This window comes from Streptomyces sp. NPDC038707 (genome assembly GCF_040636485.1).
Taxonomy (GTDB): Bacteria; Actinomycetota; Actinomycetes; order Streptomycetales; family Streptomycetaceae; genus Streptomyces.
The window spans coordinates 102,339-126,855 of sequence record NZ_JBEZUP010000022.1 but is presented as its reverse complement, the minus strand read 5'-3'; the positions used below and the strand labels follow the sequence as shown (position 1 = coordinate 126,855).

Annotated in this window: 22 protein-coding genes and 1 pseudogene; 6 read left to right on the top strand and 17 right to left on the bottom strand. The window is 73.1% G+C overall.

The annotated features are described in order from the left end of the window. Window positions 1-1,058, bottom strand: a 1,058-nt coding sequence (locus AB0E62_RS26665; protein ID WP_362198766.1) for a nucleotidyl transferase AbiEii/AbiGii toxin family protein, incomplete at its 3' end; no start/stop codon positions are given. Then, a complete protein-coding gene (locus AB0E62_RS26660) occupies window positions 1,055-1,678 on the bottom strand; it encodes a hypothetical protein (protein ID WP_362198763.1) in 624 nt (207 codons plus the stop codon). The genes AB0E62_RS26660 and AB0E62_RS26665, both read right to left, overlap by 4 nt. A 164-nt stretch (window positions 1,679-1,842) precedes the next feature. On the opposite strand from AB0E62_RS26660, the gene AB0E62_RS26655 reads away from it, so the two are divergent. After that, complete coding sequence (locus AB0E62_RS26655) at window positions 1,843-2,187, top strand: VOC family protein (RefSeq protein ID WP_362198778.1); 345 nt, start codon at window positions 1,843-1,845, stop codon at window positions 2,185-2,187. Here AB0E62_RS26655 and AB0E62_RS26650 read toward each other — a convergent pair. Further along, window positions 2,114-3,061 carry an ArsR family transcriptional regulator gene (locus AB0E62_RS26650; RefSeq protein ID WP_362198760.1) on the bottom strand — a complete coding sequence of 316 codons (948 nt, stop codon included), beginning with the start codon at window positions 3,059-3,061 and terminating at the stop codon, window positions 2,114-2,116. The two genes, AB0E62_RS26655 and AB0E62_RS26650, sit on opposite strands and share 74 nt — an antisense overlap. 87 nt (window positions 3,062-3,148) lie before the next feature. On the opposite strand from AB0E62_RS26650, the gene AB0E62_RS26645 reads away from it, so the two are divergent. Then, the gene (locus tag AB0E62_RS26645; protein ID WP_362198757.1) at window positions 3,149-4,429 is read left to right on the top strand and encodes an MFS transporter; all 1,281 of its coding nucleotides are present in this window, start codon (window positions 3,149-3,151) and stop codon (window positions 4,427-4,429) included. A 258-nt stretch (window positions 4,430-4,687) separates the two neighbouring features. Then, the gene (locus tag AB0E62_RS26640) at window positions 4,688-5,287 is read left to right on the top strand and encodes a DinB family protein (protein ID WP_362198754.1); all 600 of its coding nucleotides are present in this window, start codon (window positions 4,688-4,690) and stop codon (window positions 5,285-5,287) included. 28 nt (window positions 5,288-5,315) lie between these two features. On the opposite strand, the gene AB0E62_RS26635 is transcribed toward AB0E62_RS26640, so the two are convergent. After that, a complete protein-coding gene (locus tag AB0E62_RS26635) occupies window positions 5,316-5,894 on the bottom strand; it encodes a TetR/AcrR family transcriptional regulator (RefSeq protein ID WP_362198751.1) in 579 nt (192 codons plus the stop codon). Between the two features lie 50 nt (window positions 5,895-5,944). Further along, a complete protein-coding gene (locus tag AB0E62_RS26630; RefSeq protein ID WP_362198748.1) occupies window positions 5,945-6,355 on the bottom strand; it encodes a RidA family protein in 411 nt (136 codons plus the stop codon). A 220-nt stretch (window positions 6,356-6,575) separates the two neighbouring features. Here AB0E62_RS26630 and AB0E62_RS26625 point away from each other — a divergent pair, with 220 nt between their 5' ends. Further along, window positions 6,576-7,805: a Cmx/CmrA family chloramphenicol efflux MFS transporter gene (locus AB0E62_RS26625; protein ID WP_362198745.1), complete on the top strand. Its 1,230-nt coding sequence runs from the start codon at window positions 6,576-6,578 to the stop codon at window positions 7,803-7,805. 39 nt (window positions 7,806-7,844) lie between these two features. On the opposite strand, the gene AB0E62_RS26620 is transcribed toward AB0E62_RS26625, so the two are convergent. Both AB0E62_RS26620 and AB0E62_RS26615 read right to left on the bottom strand, forming a co-directional pair. After that, window positions 7,845-9,065 (bottom strand): MFS transporter, encoded by a 1,221-nt coding sequence (locus AB0E62_RS26620; RefSeq protein ID WP_362198742.1) that lies wholly within the window; start codon window positions 9,063-9,065, stop codon window positions 7,845-7,847. 163 nt (window positions 9,066-9,228) lie between these two features. Then, window positions 9,229-9,663 (bottom strand): Rrf2 family transcriptional regulator, encoded by a 435-nt coding sequence (locus tag AB0E62_RS26615; RefSeq protein ID WP_362198739.1) that lies wholly within the window; start codon window positions 9,661-9,663, stop codon window positions 9,229-9,231. Window positions 9,664-10,134: 471 nt separating this feature from the next. On the opposite strand from AB0E62_RS26615, the pseudogene AB0E62_RS26610 reads away from it, so the two are divergent. Beyond that, window positions 10,135-10,683: pseudogene (locus AB0E62_RS26610) on the top strand (DUF4157 domain-containing protein); the annotation flags it as partial. Window positions 10,684-11,871: 1,188 nt separating this feature from the next. Here AB0E62_RS26610 and AB0E62_RS26605 read toward each other — a convergent pair. The 10 genes from AB0E62_RS26605 to AB0E62_RS26560 form a co-directional block, all read right to left on the bottom strand. Beyond that, window positions 11,872-12,525, bottom strand: a complete 654-nt coding sequence (locus AB0E62_RS26605; protein WP_362198736.1) for a DUF6445 family protein — start codon at window positions 12,523-12,525, stop codon at window positions 11,872-11,874. Then, window positions 12,522-14,336, bottom strand: a complete 1,815-nt coding sequence (locus AB0E62_RS26600; RefSeq protein ID WP_362198733.1) for a prolyl oligopeptidase family serine peptidase — start codon at window positions 14,334-14,336, stop codon at window positions 12,522-12,524. The genes AB0E62_RS26605 and AB0E62_RS26600 overlap by 4 nt, the downstream gene beginning before the upstream one ends. A 51-nt stretch (window positions 14,337-14,387) precedes the next feature. Beyond that, complete coding sequence (locus AB0E62_RS26595; protein WP_362198730.1) at window positions 14,388-15,143, bottom strand: ABC transporter permease; 756 nt, start codon at window positions 15,141-15,143, stop codon at window positions 14,388-14,390. After that, complete coding sequence (locus tag AB0E62_RS26590; protein WP_362198728.1) at window positions 15,140-16,075, bottom strand: ABC transporter ATP-binding protein; 936 nt, start codon at window positions 16,073-16,075, stop codon at window positions 15,140-15,142. Before AB0E62_RS26590 ends, AB0E62_RS26595 begins: the two co-directional genes overlap by 4 nt. Continuing rightward, complete coding sequence (locus AB0E62_RS26585) at window positions 16,068-16,937, bottom strand: hypothetical protein (protein ID WP_362198725.1); 870 nt, start codon at window positions 16,935-16,937, stop codon at window positions 16,068-16,070. Before AB0E62_RS26585 ends, AB0E62_RS26590 begins: the two co-directional genes overlap by 8 nt. Next, entirely contained in the window at window positions 16,927-17,757 is an 831-nt protein-coding gene (locus tag AB0E62_RS26580; RefSeq protein WP_362198722.1) for a hypothetical protein, read from the bottom strand. Before AB0E62_RS26580 ends, AB0E62_RS26585 begins: the two co-directional genes overlap by 11 nt. After that, window positions 17,750-19,303 (bottom strand): radical SAM protein, encoded by a 1,554-nt coding sequence (locus AB0E62_RS26575; RefSeq protein WP_362198719.1) that lies wholly within the window; start codon window positions 19,301-19,303, stop codon window positions 17,750-17,752. The genes AB0E62_RS26580 and AB0E62_RS26575 overlap by 8 nt, the downstream gene beginning before the upstream one ends. 174 nt (window positions 19,304-19,477) lie before the next feature. Continuing rightward, window positions 19,478-19,603 carry a hypothetical protein gene (locus AB0E62_RS26570; RefSeq protein ID WP_267925859.1) on the bottom strand — a complete coding sequence of 42 codons (126 nt, stop codon included), beginning with the start codon at window positions 19,601-19,603 and terminating at the stop codon, window positions 19,478-19,480. A 4-nt stretch (window positions 19,604-19,607) separates the two neighbouring features. After that, complete coding sequence (locus AB0E62_RS26565; RefSeq protein ID WP_362198715.1) at window positions 19,608-22,082, bottom strand: radical SAM protein; 2,475 nt, start codon at window positions 22,080-22,082, stop codon at window positions 19,608-19,610. A 47-nt stretch (window positions 22,083-22,129) separates the two neighbouring features. Continuing rightward, complete coding sequence (locus AB0E62_RS26560) at window positions 22,130-22,963, bottom strand: phytanoyl-CoA dioxygenase family protein (RefSeq protein WP_362198712.1); 834 nt, start codon at window positions 22,961-22,963, stop codon at window positions 22,130-22,132. 580 nt (window positions 22,964-23,543) lie between these two features. Here AB0E62_RS26560 and AB0E62_RS26555 point away from each other — a divergent pair. After that, window positions 23,544-24,515 carry an alpha/beta hydrolase gene (locus AB0E62_RS26555; RefSeq protein ID WP_362198709.1) on the top strand — a complete coding sequence of 324 codons (972 nt, stop codon included), beginning with the start codon at window positions 23,544-23,546 and terminating at the stop codon, window positions 24,513-24,515. Window positions 24,516-24,517 lie beyond the last annotated feature (2 nt).

Below are 24,517 nucleotides of genomic sequence, written 5' to 3'. Positions count from 1 at the left end.
CGCGTGCCGACCAGGTCAGCACGAAGCCGCTGAGCAGGAAGAAGAAACCGACGCCTACGAAGCCGAGTTTGGCGGCCGAACGTCGGCGTCACGGCCCGCACCAGCCGGTCGGCGTACTCCTGCCCGGCGTTCGCGAACCGCGGGTACTCGGTGACGAAGTGGTCCCACTCCACGAACTCGAGCGCCTCCCGCACGTCCTCCAGCAGGACCTTCTCGCGGTACGGGTACGGCCACTCACCCGACAGCCTGATCACCTCGTGCAGCAGCTCGTGGCGGAGCGGATGGCGCTCGGCCAGCAGTACCGCGTCGTACAGGTCCTTGCCCTGCGCGTGCATGTCGTTGATCAGCCACATCAGCTTCCAGGCCAGCGACAGTTCCGGCGACACCGCCCGTACGAGCGTGCCGCCCGGAAGTCCGGCCGGTGCGGGTTCCTCCGGCAGCCGCTCGTTGAAGACGAAGTCGAGCTGGACATGGCCGCCGGGCAGGCCGGGCACGCCCCACGGCAGCACCATCCGGCGGCCCGGTACCCGTTCGTAGGTCCAGATGTCCTCGACCACCGCGCCCCGTGCCGAGATCGCGATCCCGTGTCCGTGCGCGTCGGCCGACTCCTGTGCCGCCGCGGCGACCCCGCGCAGCATCCGGTCCGTGCGGCCGTCGTCGATCCCCCAGGTGTGGGGGACGACGACGAAGTCCAGGTCACCCGGTTCGCGGGCGGTGTCCGGGAACCACACCGACATCAGCACGCTGCCCCGCAGCACCAGTGCGTCGGCCCACTCGGAGCCGGCGATCGCGTCCAGCACCAGGTGCAGGGCCCGGCGCCGGGCCGCCCGCCACGCCGCGCCGCGCGCCGGGTCGCCGAACCGCGGGTCGGTCGCGCGGTAGGCGCTGCGGCGGTGCTTCAGCGAGGGGTCGAAGACGGGACGCTGGACCACGTCGTCCCCGGGCACCCACTGGAACGTCTCCGGCAGGTCCCGCGCCCTGCGGGTGGCGTCGTCCAGCGGCTTCCAGGGCGGCTCGGCGCGCCGCCGGCCGGACCCCTCCCATGCCGTCCCGCTCATGTCCGTACCCCCACGGGCTCCTCGATCCAGCCGTCGTCCACGGACAGGTCACTGTCGTGCAGCACGAACTCCCGCTCCACACTCAGTACGGCAACCCCTCCCAGCTCCGCCAGCAGCCGCTCCAGCGCCCGCCCCGCGCCGTCCGCACCCACCCTGCGGCACCGCTGCGTCACGAACCGCTCGTGCCGCGCGCCGGCCCGCACCCGGCGCGCGTTCCACGACAGATGGGCGCCGTGCGGGACGACCCGGGCGGCGAGCGCGCCCAGGTCCGAGTGCGCGTCGAGCGACAGCTTCACATGGTGCTCGAAGTAGCGTCCGTCGTCCGCGGCGAGCCGGTCCGGCACCTCCGGGGCCCACGGCGTGCACTCCGTCTTCACCCGGACCGGCGCGAAGCCGTCCGTCCGCAGTCCCGCCACGACGTCCCGCACCCGCGCGCACTGTCCGGCGTACGACGCCGACCCGGAGAGCGTGAGCATGGGCTGCTCGGTCATCCGGCCGCGCGCCAGCACGATGTGCGTGAGCTTCAGACCGGCCGCGGCCGCCCACCGGCGCAGCCGCGCCCACTCCTCGGGGCCCGCGCAGCGGACGGTGACGTGCGATTCGTACAGGCAAGCGGACACCGGGGGATCATGCCAGACCACGCCCGCCGGGCGGCACGGCGCCCTCCCGAAAGCCCTTAGCACCCGTCGGCCCCGCCCGTTACGGTCTCCAGCGTGTGTCCCTGCGGTGGGGAGCCCGAGAGTTCCGGGAGCAGGTTCCGTCCACGGCATGTCGTATCGGTGAGCTGGTGCTCGGCCGCGAAGAGGACGGCAGCATCGAGATCGGGCCGCGCGAAGGGTTCGGCGGCCCTCAGCCGACCCTGTTCGTCGGCCGCCGGGACGAGCCGGAGCCGGGCACGTCCCGGCGGCACATCGACGTCAACGCCACCGACCGCGATCAGGACGCCGAACTGCAGCGACTGCTGGAACTCGGGGCGCGTCCGGCCGACATCGGCCAGACCGGCGCGGAGACCTGGTACGTCCTCGCCGACCCCGAAGGCCCCGGGGAGCGCGAGGTCACGGAACGGCGAGCCGGTCGCCGAGTTCACTGCGTGCGTACAGGACCGTCCGCCCGGCCCGTGCCCGGGTGACCAGGCCGCAGGCGGTGAGCACGGCGAGGTGCTGGGAGACGGCGCTGGGGGTGACACCGAGGACACGGGCCAGTGACGTCGTGGTGTCGGGGGCGTCGAGTGCCGCGAGGAGGGCGGCCTTGGGGCGCCCGATCAGCGCGGCGAGCGAATCCGCGGGCGGTGCCGCCACCGCCTCCCACAGGGTGGCCACCCCCCGAGCCGGGTAGTCGACGCGCGGCACCTCGCCGATCGGGGCCGTCGCCTTGCGGCCGAACAGGGTCGGGCAGAGGGTGAGCCCGCTGCCGGCCGGCACCCGGCTGCGGGTGCCCATGGGGTGCAGGCGCAGGATCCCCGACTCCCACTGGACGTTGGGGTGCAGACCGGCGAAGAGGGCCGCGGCCCCGCCGGAGGCGAGCAGCTGCGCCCGGTAGAGGATGTCGGCCTCCAGCACGCCGCGCATCCTCGGCCAGTACGGTTCCAGCGCCAGGTGCCAGTACGCCTCCAGCGCGTCGGCGATCCGGTCGCGCAGCGCGGCCGGGTCACCGCGCAGCACCGGCGGTATGCGCTGGTCGCGGTAGGCGGTCTCGATGTCCCGGCGGACGGTGACGGGATCGGTGCCCCTGAGCGTCCGCAGTTCCCCGGCCATGTCCGACACCCGGGTCAGGGGGCGCGGGGTGATGAAGTCGGGCAGCCAGCGCCGCTCGCTGACCAGGGCGTCGAGCATCTCGCCGTCCAGCAGGGGGAGACGGTCGCGGACCCGCCTGATCCACCGCAGGTGCAGCGGGAAGTCACCGGGGTCGCGCAGCGCCCACAGGCTGTGGCAGGTCTCCTGCAACGGCGAGACGGCGAACCGGACGCCGGCGAGGTCGTCCACTCCCAACTCGATCTCGATCAACCGGCCCCGCTCCTTCAGCGCCCCGACGATTCAGGACCAGCCTAAATTCCTGTCGGTCGGCGGGGGAGGGCGGCTTCAGTGGACGGCATGATCCTGCCTCCACGCGGCCCCTTGCGGGTCTATGCCGCCGTGACCTTCTTCGACTCCCTGGTCCCGGGCATCATGCTCGCGGGCGGCGTCCTGTTCTTCACCGAGGTCGCCCACCTGGGCGCGGTGCAGGTCGGCAGCGGCCTGTCCCTGGCCGCGCTCGTCGGGCTCGCCGCGGCCGTGCCGGCCGGCCGTCTCGGGGACCGTACGGGACACCGCAGACTGCTGATCGTCCTCAGCCTGCTGCGCGCCCTGATCCTCGGCGCCTACCAACTCGTGGACTCCTACCCGGTGTTCCTCGTCGTCGCCTGCCTCGCCGGGCTCGTCGAAAGCGCGGCCGGCCCGGTACGCCAGGCCTGCCTCGGCGCTGTCACCACGCCCGGGAACCGGGTGCGCACGCTCGCCTTCAACCGCGTCGTGCGCAACATCGGCGCCACCCTCGCCACCCCCGCCCTCGGGCTGGCCCTCGCCCTGGACAGCCCCCTGGCCTTCCGCGCCCTGATCGGCGCCGGTGCGGTGAGCGTGCTGACCGTCGCGCTCGTCGCGGTGCGCCTGCCCGAGACGCCGGTGCCCTCTGCCGGAGCCGGCCCGGCCGCCACCGGGCCGCGGCCCGCCGGGGCAGGGCGCGCCGGAGTCCTGCGCGACCGCCCGTACCTCACCCTCGCTCTGCTCAACGGCGTACTCGTCATGCACATGGAACTCCTGGAAGTCGGCATGCCGCTGTGGGTCACCGGCCACACCCGGGCTCCCGCGTGGACGACATCCGCCCTGCTCTTCCTCAACGTGCTGATCGCCATCGCCTTGCAGATGCGGGTCGGGCGGACCGTCACCGGCGTGGGCTCCGCGGCCCGCGCGCTGCGCCGCGGCGGCTACTGCCTGCCGGCCGCTGCCGTGGTGTTCGCCGCCACCGGCACGCTCGGCCCCCTGCCGGGTGTGCTCGCGCTGTCCGCCGCCGTCACCTTGCTGACCCTCACCGAACTGCTCCAGTCGGCCGGCTCCTGGGGCCTGTCCTACGACCTCGCCGATGCCGCCCGCCTCGGTGAGTACCAGGGTGCCTGGTCCACGGGCACCCAACTCGTCCGCTCCTGCGCCCCCCTCCTGGTCACCCTCGCCCTGTCCTCCCTCGCCGCCACCGGATGGCTGGTCATCGGCGCCGGTTACGCGGTGGCGGCCGCCTCGGCCGTCCCGCTGGCCCGCCGTGCGCACGCGTGGCGGACCGGGGAACGGCCACGGTGGGTGCACGAAGTGCCAGAGCGGCGGGACCGTGTCAGGCCGAGGTGAACCCGCCCCCGCGACGTGCTGTTCCTCCCGGAACCGCGTCGCCGGCTGAACGCTGCCGGCCGCGCAAGCCTGGGCCGGTCGGGGCGGCCCGCCCCAAGCCCTTCCGCTCACCGCCGGGGATCTGGGCGGGGACCACGCCCGACGGCCGGGGCCCTCCGTTTCAGGACCACGACGTGTGGATCCACCGGGCCGTGGCCGGGCTGCCGTCGGGCTGAGCGCACGGCCCGGTTGTCAGTGGCGGGTGGAAGACTGCCCGGCATGATCGAACTCAACCCGAAAGCGGACCTTCTCCGTTATCTGCAAGAGGCGCGGGACGCGCTGGTGTGGAAGCTCGACGGGCTCTCCGAGTACGACGTCCGCCGACCGCTGACCCCCACCGGAACCAACCTCCTGGGACTGGTCAAGCATGTCGCCGGCGTGGAACTGGCGTACTTCGGCGACACCTTCGGGCGCCCGTTCTTCGAGCAGGAGCCGCCGCCCTGGTGGTACACGGAAGACGCGGAACCCAACGCGGACATGTGGGCCACCGCGGACGAGTCACGGGAAGACATCGTGGGGCTGTACCGGCAGGCCTGGGAGCACTCGGACCGCACGATCGCATCGCTGGCACTCGACGCGACCGGTCACGTCCCGTGGTGGCCGGAGGAACGACGGGAAGTGACACTCCATCACGCCCTGGTGCGCGTCATCTGCGACACCCAGCGCCACGCCGGCCACGCCGACATCGTGCGCGAAATGGTCGACGGGTCCGCGGGGAGTGCGCGGGGCAAGGACAGCCTGCCGACGGCGGACCGGGCGTGGTGGGAGAACCACCGCCGCCGACTGGAGGACGTGGCGCGGAACGCCGGTGACAGCTGACCGGCGCCCGGCCCGCCGCGGGCACCGGTCACAGGGCGGAGACGGTGCTTTCCACCACGTCGAGCAGGGCGTTCCTGTCCTTCTGGACGCGGGCCAGCACGCGCAGTCCGTAGTACGTGCTGAGGACCTGGCGGGCGAGCGTCCCGGCGCTCCGCTCCGGGGAGATCTCACCGGAGCGCTGCCCCCGCGCGATCGTCGCGGTCAGTGCCCGCTCCACCGTGGTGAAGTGCCGGCGGACCTCCTCCCGGACGGCGTCGTCCGAGTCGGCTTTCTCCACCGACGCGTTGATGGAGAAACAGCCTGAGGCGTCGGGGTCCGCCAGGTCGGCGTCGACGGCCTGGACCATCAGGTCCCGCACCAGGTCCCTGACGGGGGCGGGCCGGTCAAGGAGTGCGGTCTGCTCGGCGGTGTAGATGTCGTAGTAGCGGCGCAGGGCCCGTAGGTACAACGCCCGCTTGTCGCCGAAGGTGCTGTACAGGCTCGACTGGCCGAGGCCGGTCGAGTCGGACAGGTTCCGGGTCGAGGTGCCCTCGTACCCCCGGCGCCAGAAGGTCTCCATGGCGGCGGTGAGGGCCTGCGTCTCGTCGAACTTCCTGGGCCGGGCCATACCCGCATTCTACGGATTCCGGAGCGACCGCACGGAAACCCGGGGGCGGATCATCCCGCCACCGCGACGGCCTCGATCTCGATCAGCCAGTCCGGATCGGCGAGGGAGGAGACCTGGACGAAGGACTCGGCGAACGTGTGCGGGACGAAGTACTCGGCCCTCAGCCGAGCGAAGGCCTCCTGCTGCCGGGCTATGTCGGTGACGAACACCGTCGCCTTGACGACCCGGTCGAGACCGGAACCGGCGTTCTTCAGGACCAGGGCGAGGTTGGCCAGCGCCTGCCGGGCCTGCGCCTCGAAGTCGTCCCTGCCGACCGTCGTGCCGTGCTCGTCGACCGGCCCCTGGCCCGAGGTGAAGACGAGGTCGCCGACGCGGATGCCGAGCGCGATGCCGGCGGGTTCGTACCAGTCGGGATCGGCGGTGACACGGACGCGCTGCGGGGCGGCGGTTGCATCGGCCATGGGACTCCTCCTCGGAGCGGGAACAGCGGGAACAGCGGAAGAGGCGGGACAGGCCGCCGGGCAACTGGTGGGACCGGGCCGCCACTTCCAGGCGTTCCTCACCGTACCCTAGTTTTGAAGCAAACGCTTCGAAACGTGCTAGCGTCGCTCCCGGCCCGCCCCCCACCACCCGTGACCGGGCTCGACTCCCGTCCCCACCGCCGCACTCGGAGGCAACCCCATGCCCCTTGCCGTCTACATCCTCGGCCTGGGTATCTTCACCCAAGGCACATCGGAGTTCATGCTCTCCGGCCTGCTCCCCGACCTGGCCGCTGACCTGGGGGTCTCCATCCCCGATGCCGGGCTGCTGATCTCGGCGTTCGCCATCGGCATGGTCGTCGGCGCCCCGCTCCTCGCAGTCGCCACACTCAACTGGCCCCGCCGCACGGCCCTGGTGGCGCTGCAGGCCCTCTTCATCGCCGCGCACATCCTCGGAGCCCTCGCCCCGGGCTACGCGGTCCTGTTCGCCACACGGGTGATCAGTGCCCTCGCGTACGCGGGCTTCTGGGGTGTCGCCGTGGCCACCGCCGTCGCCCTCGTCCCGGCGAACGCCAAGGGCAAGGCGGTCGCGGTCGTCGCCGGCGGACTCACCCTCGCCACCATCATCGGCGTCCCGGCGGGCACGCTGCTCAGCCAGTTCGCCGGATGGCGCGCCGCCTTCTGGGGCGTGGCCGCGCTCACCCTGGTAAGCCTTGCCTGCTCGGTGTCCGCGATTCCCGGCGGGCGGGGGTCCGCGGAGGAGACGCGTACCGTCCGCGCCGAACTGCGGGCGATGGCCCGGCCGCAGTTGTGGCTCTCGTACGCGGTGACGGCGTTCTCCTTCGGCGCCGTGATCGTCACCTTCAGCTACCTCGCCTCCCTGCTCACCGATGTCACCGGACTGGCCGACGGCTGGGTGCCCGTCCTGCTGGCGCTGTTCGGCGTCGGCGGCCTGCTCGGCATGGTCATCGGCGGCAGGACCGCCGAGGCTTACCCGATCCGCACGCTCGCACTCGGTACCGGCGTCCTCGCCGCGGCCTCCGCGCTGCTCGCCGTCCTGGCGGAGAACACCGTCGTGACCGTGGCCCTGGTCTTCGTCCTCGGCATGGCGGGATACGTCACCAACCCGATCCTGCAGTCCCGGGTGTTCGTCGTGGCGCCCGGCGCACCGACCCTGGTCGGCGCCACCAACACCTCGGCCTTCAACGTCGGCAACACGCTCGCGCCGGCCCTCGGCGGCGTGGTCATCGACGCCGGGTTCGGTTTCGCCTCGGTGGCCTGGGTCGGAGCCGCGCTCGCCGCCGCCGGGCTGCTCGGCACCCTGTGGGCAGGACACCTCCAGTACCGCTCCCGCCCGGCCGGGGGCAAGACGGTCGCGCAAGGCGTCAGCGCCGCTCGCCAGGGCCAGGAACGGACAGAGACCCCTGTATGACCAGGCATGACGTTCCTGGCGGGCGGTCGGCCGCCCGGCTCACGAACGGTGGTGGGGCAGGCGCTGCTTCGACGGCAGCGGCTGCGCCGGTGCCGCGGGTGTGTCCAGCGGCGCCTGCCGACGAATGACGGCGTGCGCGGCTTCGGCCGCGCCGAGGCCGAGCGCGACGAAGACGGCGCCGACCGCGCCCAGCCAGTGGGCGCCGAACCGCGCCATCCCGGCCTGCCCCACCAGGGGCGCGACCGAGACCCCGATGTAGACCGTGGCCGAGGCGAGACCGGTGAGCAGGGGTGCCGCTGCCGGCAGGGTGGTGATCAGGCGGTGGGTCTGCGGTGTCAGGAGCCCCCATCCGCAGATGCCCCAGACCAGGAGCGCCACGACGGTGGAGGCCAGATGTGCGCTGGTCCACGGCAGCAGTGCGAAGTCGATCGCGGCCACGATGATCGCGGTATTGATGACGCGGCGGCTGCCGAAGCGGTCGATCAGGCCGCCCGAGCCGAGGGTTCCGGCGGTGGCGGCCAGGCCCCACGCGCACAGCAGCGCGGCGAGGGTGGTGCCACTGCCGCCGGTGGCGCGGTCGAGGCTTTCGCCGATGAAGGAGTAGACGGTGTACAGGCCGGTGTAGACGAGGAGGGTGGTCAACAGGGTCAGGCCGATGCGGCGGTCGGTGAGCGGGGCGACGCGGGTGCGCAGCGGGACGGCCGGGGGCATGGGGATCCCGGGCAGGAGCAGGGCGATGCCGACGGCGGCCAGCAGTCCGAGCGCGGAGACGAACACCATGGTGGCACGCCAGTCGCCGGTGATGCTGCCGAGCGCGGTGCCGATGGGCGCCCCCAGGGCGGTCGCGGCGCTGAGGCCGGTCATCACGGTGGCGATGGCCCTGCCGCGGCGCTCCGGGGGAGCGAGCGCGGCGGCCGCGGCGACAGCGGCGGGGGTGACCATGGCTCCGCCGAATCCCGCGAGCGCTCGCGCGGCCAGGGCCACGCCGAAGACGGGAACGAAGGCGGTCACGACGTTGCCGGCGGTGAAGACGGCGAATCCGGTGAGGAACAGCGTGCGGCGTGGCCAGCGGGTGGTGAGCGCCGCCATGACGGGGCCGAGGACGGCATAGGTGAAGGCGTAGGCGCTCAGCAGCCAGCCCGCGGTGCCGACGGGGACGCCGAGGGAATCCGCCGCGTCCGGCAGGATCCCGGCGATGACGAAGCTGTCGGTGCCGATGGCGAACATTCCGGCGGCAAGGACGACAAGCGATCGGTACACGATGCAGAACCTCCAGGCGTTCGACGTAACAAAGTCAGTTACGACAAACGCGGCAGGGTGGTCGTGGTGGATGTGATTGGTTGATGTAACAGGACTAGTTATGACGCCGGGCCGAAGAGAGGCCGGTCCCTGAGGGCCGGCCGACAGGAACCGCCGGCTGGAATCAAGGGCCGGACACCGTCTCCCTCGCCATGTCGGCAACGGTCACGGCTGCCAGTTCGGCCCTCAACGCCCCCTCCGCGCGGTCGTACACCTCCCGCAGTACGCGTGGGATGCCCCTGCCCACGGGGCACTCCTGATTGGGGGGCGCGGGGTGAAGGGCGATGAGCGGATCGGGTTCGACGGCGAGGTAGACATCCCTCAGAGTGATCGACTCCGGAGCGCGGGCCAGCCGCCACCCCGCCCCCTGGCCGCGCTGCGACTCCACCAGACCCGCATCCCGCAGGCGCCCGAGGGCGCGGCGGATGACGACAGGGTTGGTGTTGACGCTGGCGGCGATCTGTTCGGACGTCACGATGCCGTCGGGACGCTTGGGGCAGACCCGCGCCATCCAGGTCAGCGTGTGCGTGGCAACGGTCATGCGGCTGTTCGCGCCCATGATGCCTCCCCCCTCCGTGTTGCAACAGATTCTGTTACGACGCGGGTCGCTCGTCAAGCCTTGCGCGGCATCACCCGACCGAACGCCGTGAACGACCGGTTCGCTCCCGGACGTACTGCCCCAACCACGGCGGCGAGATGTGGCCGGTACACCCATCGTCCATCCCGGCCCCGGCTGCGGTGAGGTGGGTCGCACCCTGGTCGCACGAAGGCGTGAAGCTCCGGCTGGGCGAGCGCGGACGCTCTCGGCTGTCACGACAAGGCCACCACCCACCTGCTCGGCTCGGCGGCTGCGGCAAGGTTCCGGGCGTCTCCCAGGGCATCCCGAGGGAGCCGTTCGGGCCCTTGGACTGCCCTGACGCCTCTGGTGCGGGCAGTGTTCGCCCATGTATCCAGGACGCGGCCCAGGATTCGCGCGCCGGATGGAGGACGTGTGTACGACCGCAGCAGAGAGAGGGCGACCGGCACCGATGTGAGCCGGGCGCCGGCTCGGCAGCCCGCTGGACCACGGACAGCTCCGGGGAGCCTCACCGCTCTGCAAGGCGCTGCCGGGAATCAGGCCGTGGTGCAGATGCTGCGCCGGGCCGGACACCCGTCCGCGGGGCGGCACCAGCATGGTGCCGGTTGTGGGCACGAGGAGCCCGAGGTGCAGCGTTCCACCGTCCACGACGTGCTGCGCGCTCCCGGGCGGCCCCTGGACGAGGCCACCCGGACCGACATGGAAGCCCGGCTCGGTGCCGACTTCTCCGATGTGCGCCTCCACAGTGGCCCGGCGGCCCGGTCCTCCGCGGCCGAGATCGGAGCACGGGCCTACACCTCGGGCAGCCACGTCGTCATCGGAGCGGGAGGCGCGGATCCGCACACGCTGGCCCACGAGTTGACCCATGTCATCCAGCAGCGCCAGGGCCCGGTCGCGGGCACTGACACCGGCGACGGCCTGCGGATGAGCGACCCGTCGGACCGGTTCGAGCGGGAGGCCGAGGAGAATGCGCGCCGGGTGATGTCCGTGCCTGCCCCGGTCCAGCGCGAGGCCGTGGACAAAGGACGCGGCCCGTCGACGGCGGGCGGCGGGGTCGCCGTGCAGCGGACCTTCCAGATGGCCAACAAGACGTACGACGCGGAGAACGCCAAGGAACTCACCATGGCGATGTTCGACAAGGCGAAGGGAGGCCAGAAGCGCTGGACCGAAGAGGTGAAGAGGACCGTCGTCGCCAGCACCCAGCAGTTGGCCGAGGCCGAAGACTTTCACGGTCGCTTCAGCAACTACGGTCAGCTGCTCAACCATGTGCTGGGGTGGGTCAACAAGGCCACGGCGGCGAGCCTGCCCGCCGTCGCGCCCGGCGTCGTGCGGACCGGCAGCCCCGAGCCGATCGAGCCGATGGAGGGGGTCGAGCCGATGGAGGGGGTCGAGCCGATGGAGGGGGTCGAGCCGACGGCGCAGATATCGGACGATCAGAAGATCAGCCGGCTCGCCAACTTCCGTCGCCGGGCCTCCGACGTGAGCACGAACAAGGAGCTCATGGGGTTCCGGGACACCACGAAGATCGTCTCGGACTTCACCTACAAGCCCATACCCGGCAACCAGTACAGCATCGGCCACACCGGCAACCTCCTGCTCGGCGGCCCGACGGAGCACACCTACGCCGAACTCTTCGCGGCGGTGCGGACCCACACCGGCCTGTCCGACGCGGCCCTGGCCGCCCGGTTCGTCCGCGCCCTGTCCGACTCGGGCGACGCCTTCGAGGGCCTGCCGCCCGAGGGCCGGAAGTACTGCGCGAAGGTCGTGGCCATCATCCAGGGCGCCGAGTTCCGCCGGGCCGCGGGCAACCCGACCGTCGCCATCGCGGCCTTCAACCAGGTGGTCACCACGCGGGGGCTCACCTTGGAGAACGCGTTCACACAGCACGCGCTCTTCGCCCCGACCGGCGGATCGGCGGAGTCCCAGTTCCACCGCAAGGATGTGCCCAACACCCCGGACCTGCGCCTTCGGATGCTGAACGAGTACGACTCGCTCGCCCGGCTGGTGAGCGACAACGGCTTCGCCACAGACACCGAGGAGCACTTCCTCGAGGGTTGTCAGTACGTGGCGCAGGCCAACATGGAGGCGTTCAAGAAGACGTTCAGCTACAGCCTGCAAGGCTGATGCGCACATACGCCGGGGCGCACGCGGGCGGGTGCTGTCGGACGGCACGGCGTACGGACCGGACGCTCACGCTCGGCCGTCGGCGTGCGCGGACCGTGCCCGGCCGGGGTCGAAGTGGGCCGGGACGTGACGGAAGAAGAAGTTGTGGATCAGCCGGGCGGTGGTCCTGCTGTCGCCGAAATACTCCTGGGCCTGGTGGAACTGGCCGGGGTCGAACAGCACGAGCCGGTTCGGCACCATCGCCAGGGAGAGCAGTTCCCGCCACCGGGTGATGTCGCCACCGTCGGCGAGGATCTCCTGGGCGTCCGCGCGGCCGCGCAGTTCGGAGAAGTGGCGCACTCCGGTGCGGCGGTGGGCGTAGAGGGAGGTGCCGCCCCGGCACTGCTCCGCCGTGTTCAGGTAGAGCACGCCCGCCCAGCGGGCCTCGTCGATGTGGATGCGGGCACCGCGGTGCAGGTTGACCTTCCAGTCCGTCGCCGTGGACATGTGCAGGTGGTTGGCGATCAGTTCCGCCCGGCTGCCGGGGCCCAGCACCTCGCAGATCCGGCCGATGGCCTCCTCCTCCATCCAGCGGGGTGCCGGCGCGGTGCGGTAGGCGAATGCGCTGTCCGCGCGCGGGGTGAACGGGCGGTCCAGTGCGGCGGCCCGGGCGCGTGCGAAGTCCGCGTACACGTCGTCGACGACGATGAGCGAGGCACGGTCGATGCCGGTGACGGTCATGGCGGGGCTCCTTCGGGGTCATCACGGACGGAGCGTGGAGAGGCGTCGTCGCCCATGGAGGCGGCGCGGTCGAGGAGGAAGGCCGTCACTTCCGCCACCGCCCGGCGCGAGGCCGCCTGGCAGAACCGTTCCACATGGCCGACCGGATAACCGCTGAGGGTCACGGCCGCCCGGCCGCGCAGCCGTTCGGCGAGGCGCCGGCCGTGCCGGGCGTCGGCCCGGGTGTCATGGGTGCCGGTCTGGATCAGCAACGGCGGCAACGGGCCTTCGGGCAACGGCAGATGGAGCGGCGACAGCGCGGCGAGGGCACGGCGCTGCTCGGGGCGGGACGGGTCGCCGAGCAGCGCCGTCCAGTACCGGCCGATCCCGAGGGCGGGGAAGCCGACCAGGTCGGTGACGGGGAAGCGCAGGACCCAGCCGTCGAACAGGCCCGGCTCCAGCAGCACCGCCCGCGCGGCGCCGACCGCGCCCATGCTGTGCCCGAGGACCAGCAGGGGCCGTCCGGGCCCGATGTGCTCGCGCAGGTGACGGGCCGCGTGCAGCAGGTCGTCGTACCCGCGCTCGCCGGACGGCACCCGGTGCGCGGGGACCAGCGACCGGGTCACCGCCCGGGCCAGGGTGAGCCGTCCCGCGCGGGCGAGGTCCTCCAGCGCGCGTTCCAGCGGGGCGTTGGCGAGGGCGGTGAGCCCGCCGTGCTCCATGAGAAGGACGGGGCCCGCGGTGCCGGACAGCCGCACCGGGAGCCGGCGGCCGTCGCCCGCCGTCCAGAACCGGGTGGCGCGAAACGCGGACGCGGGCCAGGGAATCCTGCCGAGGACGCGCGGGTCCGGCGTACCGTCCAGGAGCAGTTCGACGTGGCCGGCGGTGCTGCCGTCGGGCCGGCGGCCGACCCTGAGCCACAGCGCGCAGTCGGCGTCGGGCGCGGCGGTGACCTCCGGGAACGAGTCCCCGGGCCCGCCGCCGGCGACCAGGCGTGGCTCCGGACGGTCGCCGTCGACCCGGTACAGCGCCTCGGTTCCGCCCGCGACCACGGCCCGCACGACCACCCCGAGCCGGGTGCCCCAGAACCAGGCCGGTGCCGTCCCGTCCGGGAAGACGACCGGTTCTCCGGCGGACACCTCCGTCGCGCCGGGCGGAAGGACGTACAGGACGGCGCGGGGCGTGCCCAGCGCCTCGCCGCGCCACCAGCGGTGCGCGCCGAGCACCAGCCGGGTGCGCGGGGAGGACACCGCCGGCAGTTCGGTGACGGTGGGGCGGCCGGACCCGGGGACGAGGCGCAGCAGCCGGTGGGTGGTCGCACCGCGCGCCGCCGACTTGACGAGTACGGTGTCCGGCCGGGCCGTCGGCTCCAGGGTCACCAGGGCGTCCGGGGCGTCGCCGAGCGGCACCGGCCGGTCGTGCGCGAAGGGCTCGCCGGTGCGGTGCACCGCGACCCTGAGCCCGTCCACCGGGGGGTCCTCCAGGCGGGCGCCCGGAGGGAAACCGGTGTAGACGAAGCCCGGCCCGGCCGGCCCGCCGGTCGCCGACGGCACCCGGGGCAGGCGGACCAGGGTGGGACGGCGGGCGAGCACGTGGTCCGGTGCGGCGGCCTCGGTGAGACAGCCGTAGTCGCCCCCGGGACGGCCGTACAGGACGGCGGCGGGCCCGGTGCCGGACGGGTGGACGGCGAGGGGCACGAGGCCGTCGGGCCCCTCCGGTACGCGGACCTCGCACACCCCGGAAGCGTCCCCGCGCAGCAGCCGCGCCCCGCTCTCGGCGTCCTGCCACCAGTACCCGGCCGTGCCGACGGCCAGCAGTCCGTGCACCGCCACGGGCTCCGGCGCCCCGGACGGACGGCGCGCCCCGTGCGTACGCATCGCCGGTCAGCCCTGCTCGTTGGAGGCGAGTTCATGCCGCCCGGCGGCCAGATACAGGGCGCCCAGGACCAGCAGTACGGCGACGAGGCAGCCCGTGACGGCCTGGACGGGAAAGCTGTCCGTGCCGGGCGAGCGGACCAGCAGGACGCAGTACGTGAACGGGTTCACCGCGGCCAGTGCCCGCATGAACAGGGGAAGCCCGTCCAGGGAGTAGAACAGCGGCGCCGTCATGACCAGCGGCAGGCTGAACAGGGACGTCATCAGGTCGCGCTTGCTGTAGCTGTTGATCCCGAAGCCCAGCGCGCACCCCGTCAGCACGGTCAGCAGACACACCAGCACCGCCAGCCCCGCCATTCTCAGGTCCTGGCCCGGACTGCCGCGCCCCAGCACCTGCTTGAGGACGCAGATGGCCGCGATCTGCACGCCCGCGACCACGGTGTTCGCCGCCAGGATCGAGCCGACGTACTGCGGGAACGACACGTCCGTGGTCCGGGCGACCGCGTACACGCCCCACTTGCGGTCGTTGGCGACATCGCCCATGCACCAGAACAGGGCACGCACGGCGATCACCACGAGGACGCCCGCGTAGGCGAATTCGTCGTACGCCATGCCGTCGACCCGGGTGCCGGCGACCAGGGTGTCCAGGCCGGTGACCATGAAGAGGAAGTAGGCGGGGGCCTCGATGACCCGGCTCAGGTGACTGGTCCGCCAGTTCCACACGCTGAGCAGGTGGAAACGGGCCAGCGTCAGGGAGGTCTTCACTGCTGCACCGTCACAGTCTCGGTCGAGGGGGCGGGCGTGCGGTCGGCGTAGCGGGCGAGGTAGACATCGCGCAGGGACTGCTTCTCCGCGCTGAGGTCCTGCACCCGCAGTTCGGGCGGCAGCCAGGCGAGGACCGGGCGCAGCCCCGTGGCCAGCGGCACCCGCACCGACAGGCCCGCGCGGTCCGGCGCGGTCGTCAGGTCCCACTCCGCGGGCAGCGTGCGGGCGAGCCGGTCCGGCACGGCGTCCGGCATCGGCTCGGCGAACACGACGCTCACCTTCATCGTGGCGCCGGCCCGGCGGACGAACTCCGCGACGGGCAGGTGGGCGCGCAGCCTGCCCTCGTCCAGCAGGACCAGGTCGGAGGCGGTCCGCTCGACGGCGTCCAGGTCGTGCGAGGAGACCAGCACCGTGCTGCCGCCGGCGGCGCGGGCGCGCAGATGCCCCATCACCAGCTCACCGGCGGCCGGATCGAGCCCGGCCGTCGGCTCGTCCAGCACGTACACGGCCGCGTCGGCCACCAGCGCCCGCCCGATCTGCACGCGCTGCAACTGCCCGCCCGAGATGTACTCGGCCTGCCGGGAGCGGACCTTGTCCAGGTCGAGCAGCTCCAGTACCCGGTCCACCGCGGCGACCGGCGTGCCGGTCAGCCGTGCCACCAGCTCGATGTTCTGACGCACGGTCAACGACCAGTCCACCATGGTCCGTTGCGGCGCCCACAGGAGGCGGCCGCGCCCGATGCCGGTGGTGACCGTGCCGGAGGTCGGGCGGATCAGCCCCGAGACGATGTTCAGCAGCGTCGACTTCCCGGCGCCGTTGTGGCCCACCACGGCCAGCAGGGTCCCGGGCTCCACGGCGAAGGAGACGTCGGCGAGGGCCTCCGTCCCCGTGCGGTACCGCTTGGTGACGTGATCGACGGTCAGGCTAGGCACCGAAGTACTCCTCCACAAGGTCCGCGCCCGCCTCCTCGCCGCCCTCGGCGGGCAGCGTCAGCAGGCTTCGTGCTCGGTCGGTCGCGAGCGTGCCGCCCAGCCACGACCAGGCCCCGGCCGGCCACACGGGCGGCACCGGCCCGCCGGGCACCAGCGTCGGCGCGGCCGGGCTGCCGGCGCGGCGCACGGCGACGAGACGCACGGGCCGCAGCCGCTGCCCGACGGGCACGACGGCACCCAGGCTCTCCGGCCGGGCGAGCACCACCTCACCGCTCACCGTGCACAGGGAGCGGCGCTGTTCCAGCCCGGCCAGGGCACCCTCGCGCATCGCGGTCAGCGTACGGCCGCGCACCCCGGCCGGCGTGAGATACGGCCGGGCCGCGCCGGTGGCGCGCTCGACCACCAGCAGCTGGTCCGAGGCCAGGGCCCAGCCGCGCGCGAGGAGCACCAGCCCGAGGCTGGTCTTGCCGCTGTGCGGCGCGCCGAAGAACGCCACGCAGCGGCCCCCGCGCACCAGCACCGTGGCCTGCACTGCGGCGACCGTGTCCCGCAGGGCCCGGAACGGCGGCAGCGGCGACGGCACCGAGGACCAGCGGGTGAAGCGCCGCTCCTCGATGACACCGCCGCCCGGCTCCGCGCACAGCCGGAAGGACTTCGGTACGTCGTCCTTGGCCAGCAGCGAACGCAGGAACCCGCCCTCGGCCGCGGCCAGCTCCACCCGGAACCGGGGCCGAGCCCCGGCCCGGGCCCGGTGCGGGCCGAAGAAGAAGTCCAGGTCGACGGCGTCCGCGGGCGCGCACCGCACGCGGACCACGGTGCCGAAGAAGTCGAGCAGGCGCTCGGTCTTCCGGTCAGCCGGCACAGGGGCCTCCCTCGGTCAGCCGCCCGCACGTCTCCAGCAGGGGTGCCAGATGCCGGTGCGGATCCCAGGTGACATGTGTGACGGGCCCGTCGGCGCGCGCGGTGAAGCGGTCGCCGCGGGCCAGATCGAGGCGCCAGGACAGGCGGTAGGGCCGGTCGGACGGGGCGCAGCGGCCGAGCCGCTGCGGGCGCACCATCCAGGTGCCGCCCCACCGGGTGGGCACACACGGGGCACCGGACAGCAGCGCCGCGTCCAGCCACGGCAGCAGCGGCAGGCTGCGCGCGCGGACGCCGACCGGGCGCCCGTAGTAGTACAGCCGCCCCCCGGTACGGCGGTCCAGCACCAGCAGGTCGTCGGAGACGAACCGCCAGCCGCGGCGCAGGAGATGGGCGACGACGACCGACTTGCCGGTCCCGCTGGCCCCGGTGACCGCCAGCGCCCGGGAACCGCCGTCCGGAGCGGCCAGGGCGGCACCGTGCCGCAGGCGCACCCGGTCGCGCAGCGGCGGCAGACCGAAGGGCGGCACCGGCGAGGGCAGCCGGGCCCGTACGCCCCACTCCTCGTACAGCCGCCACGCCCCGCCCGGCGTCCGCCACCAGACGCGCTTCGCAGTCGCCGTGCCGAGGGCCGCGGTGAGGCAGCCGTCCCCGTCCGCCTCCAGCCGTACGCCCAACTCAGCGCTACGGCAGGTATGTTCGGGTACGAGGTGATCGCTGAGGTAGTAGCGCAGATGGTCCGCGTCGCGGGCGTGCGCGCAGTGGAACTCCACGGTTGTGCCGAGGAAGCGGGCCCGGACGGGCGTCTGCGTGGGGTCAGGCATCGAGACCGGCCTCCATGCCCTGTTCGCGCTGCCAGGCGGTGAGTTCCGCACTGATCGCCCGCCGCTCGGCCCGGTAGCCGGGCTCCTCGCAGGGCATGCCCCGCACCCGGCTCGGGATCAGCGAGCAGGCGTGTTCGCGGGGGCTGAGGAGGCTGTCGAACATCCGCCACGGGAACTCCACCCGCAGTCCGAGCGCGGCCCGTTCGTCCCACAGTCCGCTGCCGGGACGCAACTCGCACTCGGTCAGGTACTTGGGTGCCGGCAGACCGGCCTCGCGGTGCGCGCGGATCTCGTCGAGCAGGCGCCGGCGGTGGTCCGGTGTCTCCTTGGGATGGCCGATCATCACGCCCCACACGCTGCGCATGCCCAGCGAGCGGGCCGCGCGCAGCATCCGGACGCCCTCCTCGACGCTCTGCCGCTTGTCCATCAGCGCGAGGTGGTCCGCCAGCAGGGTCTCGATGCCGAGCTGTACGGTCACCCGGCCGAGGCCGGCCAGCCGCCGCAGCCGCTCGGGGCCGAAGTCGGGCCGCACCTCGCAGAAGACGCGGTAGTCGCGCCGCTCGGCGGAGGCGTCCAGCGCCCGGGTCAGGCGCGGGGGCAGCGCGGTGTCGAGGAACTGGAAGCGGCGCTGCCCGTACGTCCGCGCCAGATGGTCCATCTCGGCCAGCACCCGGGCCGGGTCGTGCATCTTGAACCGGGCGTCGTAGGCGTCGTTGAAGTTGCAGAAGTCGCACCGGTCCCAGTAGCAGCCGCGGGACAGCTCCAGGCTCACCACCAGCCGGTCGCGCAGCCAGGGCCGGCGCGTTCCGGCCGCGACGAGCGCCGACTGCTCGGCGTACCCCTCCTTGAAGGTGTGCGCCCGGCCGGCCACGAGCCGGCGCCGCCCCGCCAGGGCGTGGTGCACCGCGTCACCGAGGACGTCCTCGGCCTCCCCGTACACCACCACGTCCACCTCCTCGTGCCGGGCCAGGACGTCCCGGGCGACCTGCGAGGAGCCGAAGTAGCCGCCGAGCACCACCCGCGGCCGGGGCACACCCGCGGCCCGTGCGGCGCGGGCGGTGCGGCGGGCCAGCAGCAGACTCGGGAGCAACTGGAAGTGGGTGCTGGTCAGGCACAGCACCTCGGTGCCGACCAGGCGTTCGGCCAGCCGGTCCAGATAGGTGCCGAACAGTTCCCGCAGCCGCGCCTCGTCCCCGGCGCCGGCGAGGATCTCGGTCCGGGCCAGCTCGGCGCGCTCGGCCCGGTGGGCGGCGGCCGGCGGCGCCCACAGGGGCAGCAGGGCGACATCGGAGGCGAAGTGCCGGTTGGTGAACAGCTTGTACGTCCGCTCCGGCAGGCCCCGGCCGCGCGCGAACGCGTAGAACTCCATGTGCGCCGGCAGGAACCGGGACCGGCAGCCGAGCCGGCGCAGCCGCCGGGTGATGAGCACGGCCGGGTAGCAGGTCGCGAAGGGGGTGAAGAAGGGCAGCGAGACCACGGCGACGGTGGCCGCGGGCGCGGTCCGGGCGACCGGCGCCGGTGACAGGGGCAGGGGGCTTCGTGTCATCGGGGTGGGTCCCTCCGTGCCGTCCGGCGGTGCGGGGTGTGTCTGGGGGTGCGCGGTGCCGGGGCGTGGACAGGGTGAGGTGACGGGGTGGGGGCGGTCGCGCGATGATGGGGGGGGTGCGGGTCCGGTGCACCGGCTTGGCCCCGGTGCACCGGACCCGACCCTGCCGCCGGATCAGTCGACGACGAACTGCTTGTGCAGGCCGGAGGCCATGATGGCCTCCTCGATCGTGGGCTCGAAGAAACCGTCGTCCTCGAACTCGACCTCCGCCGCGGCGGTGTCCGTCTGCTCCTCTGCCATGGGTTCACCTCCTTCCGGCAACTCGGTCCGCTGACCTGTCCGGGCTCTCCACGGACAGGAACCGGGCGATCAGCAGTCGCCACACGAAGGCGCGCAGCCGTGGTACGGATCCCGGGGCGCAGCGCGCGGCCAGCCCGGCCCACCGGAGGCCGCCGCCGTCGCCGGGACACGAGTGCTGGTCGTCGCCGTCGCCGTGGCTGTCTCCGCTCGCGTCGGCGACGAGACGGGCGGCGGCGGCCCCGGAGGCGGACAGGCGCAGGCGCTGCCCGGTGATCCAGGAGGTCAGGAAGGCGTCGGTGCCCTCGTGGACGAGCCGTGTGCCCGGTCCGAGACGCAGCAGCAGATCGCCGGTCAGCTGGGCCGCCGAGGTCAGCGACCGGGTGTCCGGGCCGGCGGGTTCCAGGCACCGGTGGTGCAGCGCGGCCCGCAGCAGCGTGCGTTCGGCCCGGTCGCGGCACACGTCCACGGCGCGTGCGGGCAGCGCGTCCAGCAGCCTGCCGGGCAGGGCGAGGAGGGCTCCGTCCCCGGGTTCGTAGAGGAGTGCCCGGTCGCCGTCGCGCAGCCGGACGACCCAGCCGCCGGCGGGACGCAGCACCACGCGGTCCCATAGGGGTCCCGGGCAGGGCACCCCCGGCGGGTCGGTCCGGTGTCCGCGGCGGGCCTGCGCCCGGCCGGTCCGGTGGCCCCGCCGGGCATCGGCCCGCAGGAAGACGACCTCCTCGGCGGGCCGGTCCGCCGCGTCGGGACAGCCGCTGAGGATGCGCTCCGCCCGGGCCGCGATGTCCCGGTCCTCCGCGCCGCGCGGCTGGGGAAGGGGCCCGACGTAGTCGTAGCGCAGCGCCATCCGGAGGTCCTCGCCCGGATCCGGGTGCAGCAGGCGCACCTGGTAGTCCTGCGGTGCGGACGCCACCGGGGACAGCGCGTCCAGGACGAACGGGCCGATGCCGAAGGTGCTGTCCGGCACGCCGTACCGCTCCCGCGACCGGGCGAGGGTCGCGGCCGCGAACTCCACGGTGCGCGCCGTCTGCCAGCGCGCCTCACCGGGGAAGCCGGCGATCCCGAAGAGATGGACACTGATGCCCGACGCGAGCAGCGCGTCCAGGTTGGGCGCGATCCACGACGCCTTGATGTCCTTGCGCATGCGGTCGAGGACGTCCTGGTTGTACGACTCCAGGCCCAGGTCGAGCCGGCGGCACCCGGCGGCGTACAGCGCGTCGGTCAGCCGGCGGTCGATGGTGGGGGAGAAGCGGGTCTCGCCGTACCAGCGGTAGTCGCGGCCGGCCAGCCCCCGGGCCAGGCCGCGCATGCTGCGGACGGTCAGGATCTCGTCCACGAACTGGAAGTGCCGGATGCCGTGGCGCCGGTGCAGCTCGTCCAGCTCCGCGACGACCGCCTCGGGGGAGCGCATCCGGAACGCGTCGGAGGCGAAGGGGATCGCGCAGAAGGCGCACTTCCAGGCGCAGCTGCGGGAGGCGATGACCGGCAGGACGGGGCCGGGCGCGAGATAGCCGTCGGCCAGGGGGTGGTCGGTGAAGTCGGGCACGGGCAGCTCGCCGAGCGAGACGGTCACGGGCGGGCGGCGGTGCAGGGTGTCGCCGTCGGGTACGACCACGCCGGGCACGCCGTGCGGGGGCCGGCCCGCGAGCAGCCGGTCCACCAGGGCCGTGACGGACTCCTCGCCCTCGTAGCACACCAGGGAGTCCACCAGGGTGAAGAACGGGTGCCCCGGCCACAGCCGGTCGGCGATCCGGGTGACGAAGTTGCCGCCGAGGGTGATGTGCGTGCCCGGCCGCTCCCGCCGGATCAGCCGCGCGGCCGTCAGCGCGGCGATGAGCTGAGAGTCGGCGGACACCGACAGCCCGACCACTTCCAGGTCCGGCAGCGCGCGCAGCCGGGGCACCAGGACCTGTTCGAAGACGTGCGGGTACGGATTGTGCACGGGGTCGGTGACCGCGCGCATCACCTGCCGGGTGGAGACCGGGCGGTGACGCAGGTCGAAGCGGTCGAAGGTCAGCCGGGCGCCCGGGGTGAGGGCGGCGACGCCGTCGAGGACGGCATGGCACACGGCGGTGGCCGCCCGGTGGCCGTCGGTGTCCGTCACGGAGGCGGGGGAGCGCAGGAAGGCCGCCGCGCGGTCCACCGCGGACCGGGCCGCCTCGAACCGGTCGCGGTCCCGCCCGGTCAGCGCCGTCGGCCGGTGGGCCGCGTAGTCGCCGGCTCCGTCCCGGCTCAGCAGGTGGCGCATCGTCTCGGCGGACAGGTCGAACGCGGAGGCGGCCACGCCGTGGCGGCGCAGCACGGCCAGCAGGAGGGGTACGGCCAGATGGGGCGCGTACGGGTTCCACAGCGGCGGATTGATCAGCAGGACGCGGGGTGAGGGGCGGGTGCCGGGGGAGCCGGGGACGTGGGCGGTGGGGGAGAGGGCGGCGGAGATGTCGGCGGGATTGTCGGGCGGGGGTGTCGGATCGTGCGGGTGCATGGGCTCACCTCGTCCCGTTCCGGGAAATGGGCCGGCCTTTCACGACGTCAGCGCGAGGACACGGAGGCGCGGTCGGTGTAGGTTCCCTCGCCGTTCCAGCGGCCGATGCGTCCGGGGACGAAGGTCTGCCGCACCGCGTCCGCGTGCGGACTCCACGGCTGTCCCAGAAGACGCCGGGTCAATTCCTCGAGCGGGCTTTTCCTTTCCGGGCCGTCGGTGAGATTCATCGGCTCCTCGAGTGCCACCACGGGATTGGAGAGGAAGCGGGGCCGCCCCCGGGGATTGGGTGCCGACTGATGGGCGGTCAGCGGGTGCAGGATCCATGCGTCGCCCGCTTTTCCGGTCAGGGCCAGGTGGTGCGCCGGGTCCCCGGCGTAATCCCGGGCGGGAATCCGGGCGCTGGTCAGTCCGGCCGGATGACGGGCCAGGTACCGGAGAATGCCCGCGGTGGCCGAGGGCGCCGCCAGGGTGGCACCCTCGCCTTCCTCCACGTCGGTCCACAGCACGAACAGCAGCAGCGCCTGTTCCGGGCTGTCCGGGTGGTGCACGAAGAAGTCACCGTCGACGTGCCAGCTGTCGGACAGCTCGGCGGTGCGGAAGTTGCAGATCAGGGCGTTTCCGAGACGGGCCGGGCGCCTGATCCGGCCGGCCCCGCCGAGCAGGGCGCACACGGCTGCCCAGAGCGCGGGCGCCACCTCGGCGAGATCGGCGACACGGGTCGGCGGCAGCGAGGTCACGCCCGGGGGCGCCGTGAGCCGCCCGTCCACGGTGAGTCCCTCGCGTCGGAGTGTGGCCTCGAAAAAGGTCTGGAGACGCGATCCCGGACTGAGATCTACCGCATTTCTCACACGGACGAATCCATGCCGGAGAAAAGAGGACACGAGAGAGGCATTCGTCAACGGATCCCCCGGTATTTCGTATGACTGAATCCTGGACGGAATGGAATCGAGTGCGGGAGAGGGTGGTCAGTCCTCGCCGGTTCCCGATGAACGGGCCATCGGCGGAATGCCGAATCATCGATGCGGTGGGATGCTAGCAGCGCCCGCTTCACGACGTCCATCGGCGCGTGGGCGTCCGTACGGATCGCGAGAACCCCGCAAAGCGGACACCGCGCTTTTCAAACATGGAATTTCCGCTTCCCGGCGACAAGGCGCAATTGATCTCGACGGCACTCTTTTCGACAGGTCGCCGAAGGGAATGGCGGACGGGCCCGCCGCGGGGACGGGGCGGCGCGCCGTGTGCCGTACACCGGCGCCCGCGTGTGCCCTTGACCGCTGAACATCACTCGCAAGAGTGACGAATTCCGCGCCTGGAGAGCGGCACGTCCGGTACGGCCGCGGCCCGGCGGAGAGGGCGGTGCGCTGCGGGAGAAGGGTCCGTGCGCGTGGCGGCAATCCCCGCTTCCCGGGCGCCCTAGCGTCGGCCACCGGCACACCAGCGACACCGAACCAGGAGACCGACATGCCCGATGCCATGGAGCCCGTACGACCCGTACTGGAACCCGCGGCCGCCGCGTTCGCCGAGGCGACCGCCAACCCGCCCTACCTGTTCGACCTGCCCCCGGCCGAGGGCCGCAAGACCGTCGACGAGGTGCAGTCCGGCGAGATCGCCAAGCCGGCGGTCGACGAGGAGTGGATCACCGTACCGGGCGGACCCACCGGCAGCGTCCGCGCGCGGATCGTCCGGCCCGCCGGAGCCACCGGCACCCTGCCCGTGATCCTCTACATCCACGGCGCCGGCTGGGTGTTCGGCAACGCCCACACCCACGACCGGCTCGTGCGCGAACTCGCCGTCGGCGCCGAGGCGGCCGTCGTCTTCCCCGAGTACGACCTCTCGCCCGAGGCCCGCTACCCGGTCGCCGTCGAGCAGAACTACACGGTCGCCCGCTGGATCGCCGACGAAGGCACCGGCAAGGGCCTGGACGGCGCGCGGCTCGCGGTCGCCGGGGACTCGGTGGGCGGCAACATGACCGCCGCGCTCACCCTGCTGGCCAAGCAGCGCGGCGGACTGCCGCTGCGCCAGCAGGTGCTGTTCTACCCGGTCACGGACGCGCGTTTCGACACCGCCTCCTACCACCAGTTCGCCACCGGCTACTTCCTGCGCCGCGACGGCATGCAGTGGTTCTGGAACCAGTACACGACCGACGAGGCCGACCGCGCCCAGATCACCGCCTCTCCGCTGCGCGCCACCACCGAACAGCTCACCGGCCTGCCCCCGGCGCTGGTCATCACCGCCGAGGCCGACGTGCTCCGCGACGAGGGCGAGGCGTACGCCAACAAGCTCCGCGCGGCCGGGGTCCCCGTCACCGCCGTCCGCTTCCAGGGCATCATCCACGACTTCGTGATGCTCAACGCGCTGCGCGAGACCCACGCCGCCGAGGCCGCCATCACGATGGCCGCCCGCACCCTGCACACCGCCCTGCACGGCGCCTGAAC

Bases quoted from the DNA above. Each gene is read 5' to 3' on its own strand.
- AB0E62_RS26565 (WP_362198715.1), bottom strand. From the start codon at position 22,082: ATGCACCCGCACGATCCGACACCCCCGCCCGACAATCCCGCCGACATC.
- AB0E62_RS26645 (WP_362198757.1), top strand. From the start codon at position 3,149: ATGATCCTGCCTCCACGCGGCCCCTTGCGGGTCTATGCCGCCGTGACC.
- AB0E62_RS26575 (WP_362198719.1), bottom strand. From the start codon at position 19,303: ATGACACGAAGCCCCCTGCCCCTGTCACCGGCGCCGGTCGCCCGGACC.
- AB0E62_RS26555 (WP_362198709.1), top strand. From the start codon at position 23,544: ATGCCCGATGCCATGGAGCCCGTACGACCCGTACTGGAACCCGCGGCC.
- AB0E62_RS26630 (WP_362198748.1), bottom strand. From the start codon at position 6,355: ATGGCCGATGCAACCGCCGCCCCGCAGCGCGTCCGTGTCACCGCCGAT.
- AB0E62_RS26625 (WP_362198745.1), top strand. From the start codon at position 6,576: ATGCCCCTTGCCGTCTACATCCTCGGCCTGGGTATCTTCACCCAAGGC.
- AB0E62_RS26640 (WP_362198754.1), top strand. From the start codon at position 4,688: ATGATCGAACTCAACCCGAAAGCGGACCTTCTCCGTTATCTGCAAGAG.
- AB0E62_RS26615 (WP_362198739.1), bottom strand. From the start codon at position 9,663: ATGGGCGCGAACAGCCGCATGACCGTTGCCACGCACACGCTGACCTGG.
- AB0E62_RS26570 (WP_267925859.1), bottom strand. From the start codon at position 19,603: ATGGCAGAGGAGCAGACGGACACCGCCGCGGCGGAGGTCGAGTTCGAG.
- AB0E62_RS26635 (WP_362198751.1), bottom strand. From the start codon at position 5,894: ATGGCCCGGCCCAGGAAGTTCGACGAGACGCAGGCCCTCACCGCCGCC.
- AB0E62_RS26580 (WP_362198722.1), bottom strand. From the start codon at position 17,757: ATGCCTGACCCCACGCAGACGCCCGTCCGGGCCCGCTTCCTCGGCACA.
- AB0E62_RS26605 (WP_362198736.1), bottom strand. From the start codon at position 12,525: ATGACCGTCACCGGCATCGACCGTGCCTCGCTCATCGTCGTCGACGAC.